This window comes from Citrobacter sp. RHBSTW-00881 (assembly GCF_013728515.1).
In the GTDB taxonomy this organism is placed as follows: Bacteria; Pseudomonadota; Gammaproteobacteria; order Enterobacterales; family Enterobacteriaceae; genus Citrobacter; species Citrobacter braakii.
Genome location: NZ_CP056269.1, coordinates 2,281,202 through 2,294,689 on the forward strand (window position 1 = coordinate 2,281,202; position 13,488 = coordinate 2,294,689).

General features: G+C 53.1%; 9 protein-coding genes, 2 tRNA genes and 2 other RNA genes. 5 read left to right on the plus strand and 8 right to left on the minus strand.

Annotation, left to right across the window (positions count from 1 at the left end):
• Window positions 1-19: 19 nt before the first annotated feature.
• Both narL and narX read right to left on the minus strand, forming a co-directional pair.
• Window positions 20-670: a two-component system response regulator NarL gene (gene narL, locus HV311_RS10885; RefSeq protein ID WP_003020756.1), complete on the minus strand. Its 651-nt coding sequence runs from the start codon at window positions 668-670 to the stop codon at window positions 20-22.
• Window positions 663-2,459: a nitrate/nitrite two-component system sensor histidine kinase NarX gene (narX, locus tag HV311_RS10890; protein WP_016156734.1), complete on the minus strand. Its 1,797-nt coding sequence runs from the start codon at window positions 2,457-2,459 to the stop codon at window positions 663-665. Before narX ends, narL begins: the two co-directional genes overlap by 8 nt.
• Before the next feature lie 340 nt (window positions 2,460-2,799).
• Here narX and HV311_RS10895 point away from each other — a divergent pair, with 340 nt between their 5' ends.
• The 5 genes from HV311_RS10895 (at window position 2,800) to narI (ending at window position 11,249) form a co-directional block, all read left to right on the plus strand.
• Window positions 2,800-4,191 carry a NarK family nitrate/nitrite MFS transporter gene (locus tag HV311_RS10895; protein ID WP_016153284.1) on the plus strand — a complete coding sequence of 464 codons (1,392 nt, stop codon included), beginning with the start codon at window positions 2,800-2,802 and terminating at the stop codon, window positions 4,189-4,191.
• 395 nt (window positions 4,192-4,586) lie between these two features.
• On the plus strand, window positions 4,587-8,330 hold the full coding sequence (locus HV311_RS10900; protein ID WP_191221089.1) for a nitrate reductase subunit alpha: 3,744 nt from the start codon (window positions 4,587-4,589) through the stop codon (window positions 8,328-8,330).
• Window positions 8,327-9,865 carry a nitrate reductase subunit beta gene (gene narH, locus HV311_RS10905; RefSeq protein ID WP_003833388.1) on the plus strand — a complete coding sequence of 513 codons (1,539 nt, stop codon included), beginning with the start codon at window positions 8,327-8,329 and terminating at the stop codon, window positions 9,863-9,865. Before HV311_RS10900 ends, narH begins: the two co-directional genes overlap by 4 nt.
• Window positions 9,862-10,572 (plus strand): nitrate reductase molybdenum cofactor assembly chaperone, encoded by a 711-nt coding sequence (narJ, locus tag HV311_RS10910; RefSeq protein ID WP_016153282.1) that lies wholly within the window; start codon window positions 9,862-9,864, stop codon window positions 10,570-10,572. The genes narH and narJ overlap by 4 nt, the downstream gene beginning before the upstream one ends.
• The gene (narI, locus tag HV311_RS10915; protein ID WP_131346113.1) at window positions 10,572-11,249 is read left to right on the plus strand and encodes a respiratory nitrate reductase subunit gamma; all 678 of its coding nucleotides are present in this window, start codon (window positions 10,572-10,574) and stop codon (window positions 11,247-11,249) included. The genes narJ and narI overlap by 1 nt, the downstream gene beginning before the upstream one ends.
• A gap of 166 nt (window positions 11,250-11,415) precedes the next feature.
• On the opposite strand, the gene HV311_RS10920 is transcribed toward narI, so the two are convergent.
• From HV311_RS10920 to HV311_RS10945, 6 genes are all read right to left on the minus strand, one after another.
• Window positions 11,416-11,547, minus strand: a non-coding RNA gene (locus HV311_RS10920) — RtT sRNA.
• A gap of 44 nt (window positions 11,548-11,591) precedes the next feature.
• A non-coding RNA gene (locus HV311_RS10925) (RtT sRNA) lies at window positions 11,592-11,723 on the minus strand.
• Window positions 11,724-11,767: 44 nt separating this feature from the next.
• Window positions 11,768-11,852, minus strand: a tRNA-Tyr gene (locus HV311_RS10930).
• 36 nt (window positions 11,853-11,888) lie between these two features.
• Window positions 11,889-11,973, minus strand: a tRNA-Tyr gene (locus tag HV311_RS10935).
• Window positions 11,974-12,129: 156 nt separating this feature from the next.
• Window positions 12,130-12,972: a formyltetrahydrofolate deformylase gene (gene purU / locus HV311_RS10940; protein WP_016153278.1), complete on the minus strand. Its 843-nt coding sequence runs from the start codon at window positions 12,970-12,972 to the stop codon at window positions 12,130-12,132.
• 55 nt (window positions 12,973-13,027) lie between these two features.
• Complete coding sequence (locus tag HV311_RS10945; protein ID WP_191221090.1) at window positions 13,028-13,483, minus strand: YchJ family protein; 456 nt, start codon at window positions 13,481-13,483, stop codon at window positions 13,028-13,030.
• Window positions 13,484-13,488 lie beyond the last annotated feature (5 nt).

A 13,488-nucleotide genomic window follows, 5' to 3' on the forward strand; every position in this document is an offset into this window, starting at 1 on the left:
ATGACGCATGCGCGCGTTATCAGAAAATACGTTCCTGGTGCACCCATACCGCGGCTTCAACACGTGATTTGAGCTTCATTTTCTTCAGCATATGCTTCACGTGAACTTTTACCGTGCTTTCGGTGATGTCCAGGCGGCGGGCGATCATCTTGTTAGGCAGGCCCTGGGCGATGAGCTTAAGAATATCGCGTTCGCGCGGCGTCAGTTGGGTAACATCACGGTCGGACGTTGCACGATTGGCGCGTAGGCTGGCGGCCAGAACCGGCGTTAAGGCTTCGCTCAGCACCATTTCACCGGCAGCCGCTTGCTGCAATGCTTTCAGCAAATCTTCCGGCTCCATATCTTTCAGCAGATAACCGTCGGCACCGCGCTTCAGTGCAGTAACCACGTCTTCTTCATGATTGGATACGCTAAACACGACGATACGGCCTGACAGTGATTTCTCACGCAGCTTGTCGAGTGTTTCCAGACCGTTCATGCCGGGCATATTGAGATCAAGAAGGATCAGATCGGGATCAAGGGATTCTGCCAGCTCGATACCCTGCTCACCATTGCTGGCTTCGCCGACAACGGTGATATCGGGCGCCATGCTGACAAGCTGTTTTACACCGGTTCGCAGCATCGGATGATCGTCGATCAACAGGATGGTTGCCGGTTCCAGATTACTCATGGGTATCTCCTTGGACTTCTGTGAAGTTTGTTTCGGGAATAAAAGTGACAGCAACTTCAGTACCGCCTGTCTCGCGACGGCGTACACGGCAATCGCCGCGCAAGCTCTGCGCACGGTCGCGCATGATTATCATGCCGTAGTGGTTACTGCGTTCGGCGTTTTCCGGTACGCCGCAGCCGTTATCTTGCACTGTTAGTTTGACCTGCTTACCATTTTGCACCACCGTCACGACTACTTCATCGGCCTGAGAGTGTTTGAGGGCGTTGCTCAGGGCTTCGCGCGCAATTTGTAGCAGGTGAATCGCCTGATGCGAAGGGACCAGACGCGGTGGCAGCTGATAATCCAGCTTAACCGTAAAGCCAAAACGCGCGCTGTATTCCTGGCAGCTGGCTTCCAGCGCCGGTCTCAATCCAGGTTCCGTCAGCTGTAAACGGAAGGTCGTTAACAGCTCGCGCAGTTGCGCCCAGGAGGCGTTTAGCTCGTTACGAATCTGACTGAGCAGCTCGCGGCAGTTATCTGAAAGCGCATCGCCCTGCATCTGCAAACAGCTCACCTGCATCTTCATACAGGAGAGCGATTGTGCAATAGAATCATGAAGTTCGCGCGCAATGGTGGCACGCTCTTCCATCACGATCAACTGCTGCTGACGCTCCTGATGCCTGTCGAGTGCAAGCGTTGCGGTCAGTTGCTCAACCAGGGTATCAACCAGTTGCTGCTGATCGTGGCTGAGATGGCGTCCGTACGGCAAAGTCGCGAGCAGGATACCATACTGGGTATGGGCATCGGTTAGCCGCCATTTCAGCGTGATACCGCCGTCAATGGCGGGTAGCGTACCGCGCGGACACAAATGGCAGCCTTTCTCATCACAGCTGACATTGGACTGGCAGGTAAATTCCTGATGATTATCTTCATCTTCCAGGTCATAGACCCGCAGTTCAATATCATGCAGCAGGGTCAAATTTTGCAGACCGTTCAGTACCGGAGAGAGGCGTTCGCACAACGGCACCTGAGAGTGCAGACGGCGGTTGGCTTGCCACAGGAAAGAGAGGATCTGATTTTTGTGCTCCAGACCCGCCGTTTTCTCCTGTACCCGCTGTTCCAGCACCGCGTAACTTTCGGCCAGTTCTTCCGACATATTATTCAGCGCCGAGCCCAGCGCTGCCATCTCATTACGCCCACTGATATGTGCGCGTTGGGTAAAATCACGTTGACTGACGGCTCGCGCCATCGCCAGCAGTTGTTTCCACGGCTGTAACAGGCGCACGCGCAGCCAGATAATGGTGAAGACCAGCAGCAACGCCATAAATACGGCCATCAGGCGATGCAGCAGAACGACGCGTTCAATGCGTAACTCGGTGGTATGGTCAAAGGCGGTGACCAGCTTATCCAGTCCGCCCACAAAGCGCCTGACATCCTGCGCTACCGCATCAGGCGTTTGCGCATGCGCAAGCCCCGGTGCCAGTTTGGTGTGCCAGTAATCCTGTAAGGCTTTTAACTGCGCCTGTTGTCCGTCACGCTGCGCGGCACGCGTCAATTCCGGGCTAAACGCCGTTTGCTCCATTTCATCCAGCAGTGGTTGATCGTTGGCGTCCAGCGGTATGGCTGCCAGCAGGCGATAGCTTTGCATGCGTAGCGATCCCGCTTTGTTGATTGCATGCGCGCTACCCTGAACGCCCTGAACCAGCCAGCCAGAGACTGCCATACCCGCCACGCCGATGGCAGTAGACAATAAAACAATCAGCGCCACCTGGTTGACCAGCGTAAGCGGGGAAAGACAACGTTTAAACATGGTGACTTGTTCCTTCGGGTTTTCGTAAAACCGAAAACCTTATTGAATGACGATTCTGCTGCAGGCAGTGGCGTTATTCTCGGCGATACACTGGAGTATACCCATACCTCAAACGGGCTACCCCTTAATTGCCGCCAGAGGGAGAGATCCTAAACGAGGGGGAGTAGGGGACGACAGAAGCGTGAAAAACCACATCTTTTTTACCGAAGTTATGTACTCATTTAGGATGATGATAAATTTCAGGCATCAATAATGACACCTTTTCCTTTGATTTATATCAACTTACCTCCAGCTGTAAACCCTAATGTGGCAGGCATCGAAACAAGTATCAGAGGTGTCTATGAGTCACTCATCTGCCCCGGAAAGGGCATCTGGAGCTGTAATTACTGAATGGCGGCCGGAAGATCCCGCCTTCTGGCAGCAGCGTGGTCATCGAATCGCCAGCCGTAACCTGTGGATTTCCGTCCCTTGCTTGCTGCTGGCGTTTTGCGTGTGGATGTTATTTAGCGCCGTGGCGGTGAACTTACCGAAAGTCGGATTTGATTTCACCACTGAACAACTGTTCATGCTGACGGCATTACCTTCGGTGTCCGGTGCGCTGTTGCGTGTACCGTACTCCTTTATGGTCCCCCTGTTTGGTGGACGTCGCTGGACGGCGTTCAGCACCGGTATCCTGATCATTCCTTGCGTATGGTTAGGTTTTGCGGTGCAGGATACCTCCACGCCATTTAGTACGTTTATCATTATCTCGCTGTTGTGCGGTTTTGCCGGCGCGAACTTTGCCTCCAGCATGGCAAACATTAGCTTCTTCTTTCCAAAACAGAAACAGGGCGGCGCGCTGGGTCTGAACGGTGGTCTGGGTAACATGGGCGTCAGCGTGATGCAGTTGGTCGCTCCGCTGGTGGTTTCACTGTCAATCTTTGCCGCATTTGGCAGCCAGGGTGTTGAACAACCGGATGGTACGCAGCTGTATCTGGCAAACGCCGCATGGATTTGGGTCCCGTTCCTGGCTGTATTAACGCTGGCCGCATGGTTTGGTATGAATGAACTGGCAACCTCAAAAGCTTCGCTGAAAGAGCAACTGCCGGTGCTGAAACGCGGGCACCTGTGGATTATGAGCCTGCTGTATCTGGCAACCTTCGGTTCATTTATCGGTTTCTCTGCCGGTTTCGCGATGCTGTCAAAAACGCAGTTTCCTGAGGTACAGATCCTGCATTACGCCTTCTTTGGACCGTTGATTGGCGCTCTGGCTCGTTCAGCAGGCGGCGCAATCTCTGACCGACTGGGGGGGACCCGCGTAACGCTGGTGAACTTCGTGCTGATGGCTATTTTCAGTGCCTTACTGTTCCTGACGCTGCCATCAAACGGTGTCGGTGGCAACTTTATCGCCTTCTTTGCGGTGTTCCTGGCGCTGTTCCTGACGGCTGGTCTGGGGAGTGGTTCAACCTTCCAGATGATCTCTGTTATCTTTCGCAAGCTGACGATGGACAGAGTGAAAGCTGAAGGCGGTTCAGAAGAGAAAGCGATGCGCGAGGCGGCGACCGACACCGCGGCGGCGCTGGGCTTTATCTCAGCTATTGGTGCGATCGGCGGCTTCTTTATCCCGAAAGCATTCGGTACGTCCCTGGCATTAACTGGCTCTCCGGTCGATGCGATGAAAGTATTCCTGATCTTCTATGTCGCCTGTGTGGTTATCACCTGGGCGGTGTACGGACGTCATTCTAAAAAATAAAAAAGTAGTAACTGTTGATTATCCATTGCGCGGTGTTAGACCGCGCTTTTTTTTGCCTGCAATTAGTTACAACATACTTTTATATTATGACGCGACAACAGCCTGTTAGAACGGCGCTCGCAATATGCTAAACAGGGGGAATACCCCTTAATACCCACTTATAAAGAATTTAACATTTGTATGATAAGTGAGTTTAAAAAACTCAATAAAATTCAATATGTTGATTGATTTATCGATATCCCACTAAGGGGGTATGTGAAAATCGACCCTTAATTTTCATCCCTGCCTGCCTTGATCGTTATCAATTCTCACGCCCTTTCAGAGCGTTACCTTCGCTCTCAATCAAGCAATGTCGATTTATCAGAGAGCCGTCAGGCTCCTACAGGAGAAAACCGATGAGTAAATTCCTGGACCGGTTTCGCTACTTCAAGCAGAAGGGCGAAACCTTTGCCGATGGGCACGGCCAGCTTCTCAATACCAACAGGGACTGGGAGGATGGATACCGCCAGCGTTGGCAGCATGACAAAATCGTGCGTTCAACCCACGGTGTAAACTGCACCGGCTCATGCAGCTGGAAAATCTATGTGAAAAATGGTCTGGTGACCTGGGAAACCCAGCAAACTGACTACCCACGCACTCGTCCAGATATGCCCAACCACGAGCCTCGCGGCTGCCCGCGTGGTGCAAGCTATTCATGGTATCTCTACAGCGCTAACCGTCTGAAATACCCGCTGATGCGCAAACGTCTGATGAAGATGTGGCGTGAAGCAAAAAGACTGCACAGCGATCCGGTAGATGCATGGGCATCCATTATCGAAGACGCCGATAAAGCAAAAAGCTTCAAACAAGCGCGTGGTCGTGGTGGATTCGTTCGTTCTTCCTGGCAGGAAGTGAATGAGCTGATTGCCGCATCTAACGTTTACACCATCAAAACCTATGGTCCTGACCGCGTCGCAGGCTTCTCGCCGATCCCGGCGATGTCGATGGTTTCTTATGCGTCCGGCGCACGTTATATGTCGCTGATTGGCGGGACCTGCCTGAGCTTCTATGACTGGTACTGTGACCTGCCGCCAGCTTCCCCGCAGACCTGGGGCGAGCAGACCGACGTACCGGAATCTGCCGACTGGTATAACTCCAGCTACATTCTGGCATGGGGCTCTAACGTACCGCAGACCCGTACCCCGGATGCGCACTTCTTTACTGAAGTTCGTTACAAAGGCACCAAAACAGTAGCAATTACCCCGGACTACGCAGAAATCGCCAAACTGTGCGACCTGTGGCTGGCTCCGAAGCAGGGAACCGATGCGGCGATGGCAATGGCGATGGGTCATGTCATGCTGCGCGAGTTCCACCTCGATAACCCGAGCCAATATTTCACCGACTACGTTCGTCGTTATACCGACATGCCAATGCTGGTGATGCTCGAAGAGCGCGACGGCTACTATGCTGCTGGTCGTATGCTGCGTGCTGCGGATCTGGTTGACTCTCTGGGCCAGGAAAATAACCCGGAATGGAAAACTGTCGCTATCAACAGCAACGGCGAAATGGTTGCGCCGAACGGTTCAATTGGTTTCCGTTGGGGCGAAAAAGGCAAATGGAACCTTGAGCAGCGCGACGGCACGTCCGGTGATGAAACTGAACTGCAGCTCAGCCTGCTGGGTAGCCAGGATGATATCGCTGAAGTTGGCTTCCCGTACTTTGGTGGCGAAGGCACCGAGCACTTCAGTAAAGTCGAGCTGGAAAACATTCTGCTGCATAAATTGCCCGTTAAACGCCTGCAACTGGCCGATGGCTCTACGGCGCTGGTGACCACCGTTTACGATCTGACTCTGGCTAACTACGGCCTGGAACGTGGTCTGAACGATGAAAACTGCGCGACCAGCTACGATGACGTGAAAGCGTACACGCCAGCGTGGGCAGAAAAAATTACAGGCGTATCACGTTCTCAGATTGTGCGCATCGCCCGTGAATTTGCGGATAACGCAGATAAAACGCACGGTCGTTCGATGATTATCGTCGGCGCCGGTTTGAACCACTGGTACCACCTCGATATGAACTATCGTGGCCTGATCAATATGCTGGTGTTCTGTGGCTGTATCGGCCAGAGCGGCGGCGGCTGGGCCCACTACGTAGGGCAGGAAAAACTGCGTCCGCAAACTGGCTGGCAACCGCTGGCGTTTGCTCTTGACTGGCAGCGTCCGCCTCGTCATATGAACAGTACCTCCTACTTCTATAACCACTCCAGCCAATGGCGCTATGAGACGGTGACTGCGCAGGAACTGCTGTCTCCGATGGCAGACAAATCCCGCTATAGCGGTCATTTGATTGACTTTAACGTTCGCGCTGAACGTATGGGCTGGTTACCGTCTGCGCCGCAGTTAGGGACTAACCCGCTGTATATCGCGAAAGAAGCGCAGAAAGCAGGTATGACGCCGGTGGACTACACCGTTAAATCCCTGAAAGAAGGTTCTATTCGCTTTGCGGCAGAGCAGCCGGAAAACGGTAAAAACCATCCGCGTAACCTGTTTATCTGGCGTTCAAACCTGCTCGGTTCTTCCGGTAAAGGCCACGAGTACATGCTCAAGTATCTGCTGGGTACTGAACATGGTATTCAGGGCAAAGATCTCGGCCAGCAGAGCGGCGTGAAGCCAGAAGAAGTGGAATGGCAGGATAACGGACTGGACGGCAAACTGGATCTGGTCGTTACGCTGGACTTCCGCCTGTCGAGTACCTGTCTGTATTCCGATATCGTGCTGCCGACCGCTACCTGGTATGAAAAAGACGACATGAATACCTCGGATATGCATCCGTTTATTCATCCTCTGTCTGCGGCCGTTGACCCGGCCTGGGAATCGAAGAGCGACTGGGAAATCTATAAAGCCATCGCCAAGAAATTCTCTGAAGTTTGTGTGGGGCACCTCGGTAAAGAAACCGACGTCGTTACGCTGCCGATACAGCACGACTCCGCCGCTGAACTGGCGCAGCCGCTGGACGTGAAGGACTGGAAAAAAGGGGAATGCGACCTGATTCCAGGTGTTACGGCACCGCACATCATGACCGTTGAGCGTGATTATCCGGCAACGTACGAGCGTTTCACTTCCATCGGTCCGCTGATGGAAAAAATTGGTAACGGCGGTAAAGGGATTGCCTGGAACACCCAAAGCGAAATGGATCTGCTGCGTAAGCTCAACTACACCAAGGCTGACGGTCCGGCGAAAGGCCAACCGATGCTGGATACCGCAATTGATGCTGCTGAGATGATCCTGACGCTGGCTCCGGAAACTAACGGTCAGGTTGCCGTTAAAGCCTGGGCGGCGCTGAGTGAATTTACCGGTCGTGACCATACGCATCTGGCGCTGAATAAAGAAGACGAAAAAATTCGTTTCCGCGACATCCAGGCGCAGCCGCGCAAAATTATCTCCAGTCCGACCTGGTCAGGTCTGGAAGATGAACATGTGTCTTATAACGCCGGTTATACCAACGTTCATGAGCTGATCCCATGGCGTACGCTGTCTGGTCGCCAGCAGTTGTATCAGGATCACCAGTGGATGCGTGACTTCGGTGAGAGCCTGCTGGTGTATCGTCCGCCAATCGACACCCGTTCGGTGAAAGCGGTGATCGGCGAGAAGTCTAACGGTAACCCGGAAAAAGCGCTCAACTTCCTGACGCCGCACCAGAAATGGGGGATCCACTCCACCTACAGCGACAACCTGCTGATGCTGACGCTGTCTCGCGGTGGTCCGATTGTGTGGATGAGTGAAGTTGATGCGAAGGATCTGGGTATCGAAGATAACGACTGGATCGAAGTCTTCAACAGCAACGGTGCGCTGACGGCGCGTGCAGTTGTCAGCCAGCGTGTGCCGGCCGGGATGACCATGATGTACCACGCGCAGGAACGTATTGTTAACCTGCCGGGTTCTGAAATCACCCAGCAACGCGGCGGGATCCACAACTCGGTAACCCGTATTACGCCGAAACCAACTCACATGATCGGTGGTTATGCGCAACTGGCATACGGCTTTAACTACTACGGTACCGTCGGTTCAAACCGCGATGAGTTCGTAGTTGTACGTAAGATGAAGAACATTAACTGGTTGGATGGCGAAGGCAATGACCAGGTACAGGAGAGCGTAAAATGAAAATTCGTTCACAAGTCGGCATGGTGCTGAATCTCGATAAGTGCATCGGCTGCCACACCTGTTCAGTGACCTGCAAAAACGTCTGGACCAGCCGTGAAGGTATGGAGTACGCCTGGTTCAACAACGTCGAAAGTAAGCCTGGCGTTGGCTTCCCGAACGACTGGGAAAACCAGGAAAAATGGAAGGGCGGTTGGATCCGTAAAATCAATGGCAAGCTGCAGCCGCGCATGGGTAACAAAGCACTGCTGCTGGGTAAAATCTTTGCTAACCCGCATCTGCCGGGCATGGATGATTACTATGAGCCGTTTGATTTTGACTACCAAACGTTGCACAACGCCCCAGCAGATAGTAAGGCGCAGCCGATTGCCCGTCCGCGTTCGCTGATCACCGGTCAGCGGATGGATAAAATCACCAGCGGTCCGAACTGGGAAGAAATTCTGGGGGGCGAGTTCGAAAAACGCGCCAAAGACCAGAACTTCGAAAACATGCAGAAGGCGATGTACGGTCAGTTCGAAAATACCTTCATGATGTATCTGCCGCGTTTGTGTGAGCATTGCCTTAACCCGGCGTGCGTGGCGACCTGCCCAAGCGGCGCTATCTACAAGCGTGAAGAAGATGGCATCGTGCTGATCGACCAGGACAAATGCCGCGGCTGGCGTATGTGTATCACTGGCTGCCCGTATAAGAAGATCTACTTCAACTGGAAGAGCGGGAAATCTGAGAAGTGCATTTTCTGCTACCCGCGTATCGAAGCCGGTCAGCCGACCGTTTGTTCCGAAACCTGCGTAGGCCGTATTCGTTACCTCGGCGTACTGCTGTATGACGCAGATGCGATTGAAAGTGCGGCAAGCACGGAGCACGAGAAAGATCTGTATCAGCGTCAACTGGACGTGTTCCTCGATCCGAACGATCCGGCTGTTATTGAACAAGCGCTGAAAGATGGTATTCCGCTGAGCGTCATTGATGCCGCACAGCAGTCGCCGGTTTACAAAATGGCGATGGACTGGAAGCTGGCGCTGCCGCTGCATCCGGAATACCGCACGCTACCGATGGTCTGGTACGTGCCGCCTTTGTCACCGATCCAGTCTGCCGCCGATGCGGGCGAGCTGGGCAGCAACGGTATTCTGCCGGACGTTGACAGTCTGCGTATCCCGGTTCAGTACCTGGCGAACCTGCTGACCGCAGGCGACACTCAGCCGGTACTGTTGGCGCTGAAACGTATGCTGGCGATGCGTCACTACAAACGTGCGGAAACCGTTGACGGTAAAGTTGATACCCGTGCGCTGGAAGAGGTGGGCTTAAGCGAAGCGCAGGCACAGGAAATGTATCGTTATCTGGCGATTGCTAACTACGAAGATCGTTTCGTGGTACCGAGCAGCCATCGTGAACTGGCACGTGACGCGTTCCCGGAGAAAAGCGGTTGTGGCTTTACCTTCGGTGACGGTTGCCACGGTTCTGATACTAAATTCAATCTGTTCAACAGCCGCCGCATCGACGCTGTCGATGTGACCAGCAAAACGGAGCCGCACCAATGATTGAACTTGTCATTGTTTCGCGTCTGCTCGAGTACCCGGATGCTGCCTTGTGGCAGCATCAGCAGGAACTTTTCGATGCACTCGCGTCATCTGAGAACCTGGATAAAGAGGATGCCCAGACTCTGGGCATTTTCCTGCGCGATCTCACCGCGCAGGACATGCTGGATGTGCAGGCAAGCTATAGCGAACTGTTTGACCGTGGCCGCGCCACCTCGTTGTTGCTGTTTGAACATGTACACGGCGAGTCCCGCGATCGTGGTCAGGCTATGGTTGACCTGATGGCGCAGTATGAACAGCACGGTCTGCAGCTCGACAGCCGCGAACTTCCCGATCATCTGCCGCTGTATCTGGAATACCTTGCGCAGTTGCCGAAAAGCGAAGCATTAGGGGGGTTACAGGATATCGCGCCGATTCTGGCGCTGCTCAGCGCTCGCTTGCAACAGCGTGAAAGCCGTTATGCGGTGCTGTTCGATCTGCTGTTAAAACTGGCGAATACCGTTATCGACAGCGATAAAGTGGCTGAAAAAATTGCAGATGAAGCGCGTGACGATACCCCACAAGCGCTGGATGCGGTCTGGGAAGAAGAGCAGGTGAAATTCTTCGCCGATCAGGGGTGTGGTGAGTCGGAAATTTCCGCTCACCAGCGTCGTTTTGCCGGGGCCGTTGCGCCGCAGTATCTGAATATCACCACCGGAGGACAGCAATAATGCACTTCCTGAATACGTTCTTATTTGACATCTATCCGTACATCGCGGGTTCTGTCTTTCTGATTGGCAGTTGGCTGCGTTATGACTATGGGCAGTATACCTGGCGCGCGGCTTCCAGTCAGATGCTGGATCGCAAAGGGATGAACCTGGCGTCAAACCTGTTCCACATCGGGATCCTGGGGATTTTTGCCGGGCACTTCCTTGGCATGCTGACACCACACTGGATGTATGAAGCGTGGCTGCCGCTTGAAGTGAAACAAAAGATGGCGATGTTCGCGGGTGGTGCCAGTGGTGTGATGTGTTTGATTGGCGGCGTCTTGCTGCTGAAACGCCGCCTGTTCAGCCCACGTGTGCGGGCGACCACTACCGGAGCGGACATTCTGATCCTCTCCCTGCTGGTGATCCAGTGCGCGCTGGGCCTGCTGACCATTCCGTTCTCCGCCCAGCATATGGACGGCAGCGAGATGATGAAGCTGGTGAACTGGGCGCAGACAGTGGTGACCTTCCAGGGTGGTGCGTCTCAATATCTGGATGGCGTCGCGTTCATTTTCCGTATGCACCTGGTGCTGGGTATGACGCTGTTCCTGTTGTTCCCGTTCTCGCGTCTGGTGCACATCTGGAGCGTTCCGGTCGAATATCTGACGCGCAAATACCAGATTGTTCGTGCGCGTCATTAATCGGTTATCTGTGTAAGACAAAACCCTGCTCCGGCGGGGTTTTTTTACGACTAATTGCCGGATAAGCATAGCGCATCAGGCAAATTGCCGACCCGAATTGAGGCTTGATCGAGGGTAGGGTATAGGGCATTACAGATGGATGGGATGCTGGTGCTTTATGGGGTGATGGTGGTGGGGGAAGGATTACTCAGCGCGGTGCGCTTCGCCCTTCGGGTCGTTGCCTGCGGCAACGCTTTCTCGCTAACGCTCGAATCGAACCTTAGTCGAAGCTTCTCATCCTTCCCGTCTGGGCAGAAAATGAGGCATAACAGATGGATTTGATACAGGTGCTTTATGAAGTGATGGTGGTGGGGGAAGGATTACTCAGCGCGGAGCGCTTCGCCCTTCGGGTCGTTGCCTGCGGCAACGCTTTTTCGCTAACGCTCGAATCGAACCTTAGTCGAAGCTTCTCATCCTTCCCGTCTGGGCAGAATATGAGGCATAACAGATGGATTGGATGCTGGTGCTTTATGAGGTGATGGTGGTGGGGGAAGGATTCGAACCTTCGAAGTCGATGACGGCAGATTTACAGTCTGCTCCCTTTGGCCGCTCGGGAACCCCACCAGGGGTATACTAATTTTATGAATCTATCGGAATGAATGGTGGTGGGGGAAGGATTCGAACCTTCGAAGTCGATGACGGCAGATTTACAGTCTGCTCCCTTTGGCCGCTCGGGAACCCCACCACGGGGTAATGCTAGTTACTGGCCTGCTTCCGTTGGAAGCGGGGCGCATCATATCAAATGATGCGCCCCTGTAAAGTATTCCGTTGATAAAAAAGAACTGGTTGCCTGATTTTTACGCGTAAAGATGTAAAGGTAACCAATTCAATTATCAATCGATTACAGAATAATCGTTCGGTTACCGTAAACAAAGACGCGTTGAGCCAGAACCTGATACAGCGCGCGGCTTAATACATTTTTCTCAACGTCGCGGCCCGCACGCATCATGTCTTCCGCGGTGTAGGTGTGATCCACATGAATTACGTCCTGCATAATGATTGGGCCTTCATCGAGGTTATCATTCACGTAGTGGGCTGTTGCACCGATGATCTTCACGCCGCGCTCATAAGCCTGATGGTAAGGGCGAGCGCCAATAAACGCTGGCAGGAATGAATGGTGAATATTGATAATCTTATTCGGGAAGCGTGAAACAAATGTTGGCGTCAGAACGCGCATGTATTTTGCCAGCACGACATAGTCAGGTTGGTGCGCGTCGATAGCGTCGGCCATTTTCAGATCATGTTCGTCACGCGTTAAACCTTCGTGGCTGACCAGCTCAAACGGGATATCAAACCGCTCAACCAAAGGTCGCAGCGTCTCGTGGTTGCCGATCACAGCGGCGATTTCAACATCCAGCCCGCCATAATTGGCCTTCATTAACAGGTCACCCAGACAATGTGCTTCTTTGGTGACCAAAATGACGATACGGCGGCGTCCTGCTGGCGTTAATTCACGAATGGAGCCATCTGGAAGGGCACTATCCAGATCGGCAAGCAGCGTGACGTCGTTAAAAATACCCTCCAGTTCGGTACGCATAAAAAAGCGCCCGGTACGGTGGTCCACGAACTCATTGTTCTGCACGATGTTCAGTTCATGCTTGTAACAGATATTCGTAATGCGCGCGATCAGACCTTTTTGGTCCGGGCAAATAGTACGCAGCACTTTTCGTTGTAATGAATGCATTTGCAGCGGTGATCCTGTTGAGAATGTTTGCAAAATTGATACTGTCGGGCGTTGATTAGCCGCAGCACTTTTTAAATTTTTTACCGGAGCCACAAGGGCAGGTATCGTTTCGTCCAATTTGAGGGCGTGTACCGTCTATATAGTACCACTGACCGTTTTCTTTTAAAAAACGAGAGCGCTCGATAAGTGCACCTGTTTTACCTTGTTCAGAAAATCGCGCAACAAAGCTGACATAGCCGATATTTTCTGTGTCTGCCGTTTGTTGTTCAAAAACGGTCAGCCCGAGCCATTCGGTGTGGCTAAATCCTGCGATAATGTCGTCGCGAAACTCGGCTGCATGACAGTCCGGATGCCAGGTCTTGATAAGGTAATCTGCGTCTTTCATCACAAAAGCACAGTAACGAGAACGCATGAGATGTGACGGCGTAGGTGCTACTTGCGCGCCGGACACATAACGGTAGCAACATAGGCTATACTCGACAGCGCTACCACAGGGACAAAGCTGAGACACAAAGT

Coding starts and splice junctions, on each gene's coding strand:
- narH (WP_003833388.1), top strand. CDS start 8,327: ATGAAAATTCGTTCACAAGTCGGCATGGTGCTGAATCTCGATAAGTGC.
- narL (WP_003020756.1), bottom strand. CDS start 670: ATGAGTAATCTGGAACCGGCAACCATCCTGTTGATCGACGATCATCCG.
- narI (WP_131346113.1), top strand. CDS start 10,572: ATGCACTTCCTGAATACGTTCTTATTTGACATCTATCCGTACATCGCG.
- narX (WP_016156734.1), bottom strand. CDS start 2,459: ATGTTTAAACGTTGTCTTTCCCCGCTTACGCTGGTCAACCAGGTGGCG.
- HV311_RS10895 (WP_016153284.1), top strand. CDS start 2,800: ATGAGTCACTCATCTGCCCCGGAAAGGGCATCTGGAGCTGTAATTACT.
- narJ (WP_016153282.1), top strand. CDS start 9,862: ATGATTGAACTTGTCATTGTTTCGCGTCTGCTCGAGTACCCGGATGCT.
- HV311_RS10900 (WP_191221089.1), top strand. CDS start 4,587: ATGAGTAAATTCCTGGACCGGTTTCGCTACTTCAAGCAGAAGGGCGAA.
- purU (WP_016153278.1), bottom strand. CDS start 12,972: ATGCATTCATTACAACGAAAAGTGCTGCGTACTATTTGCCCGGACCAA.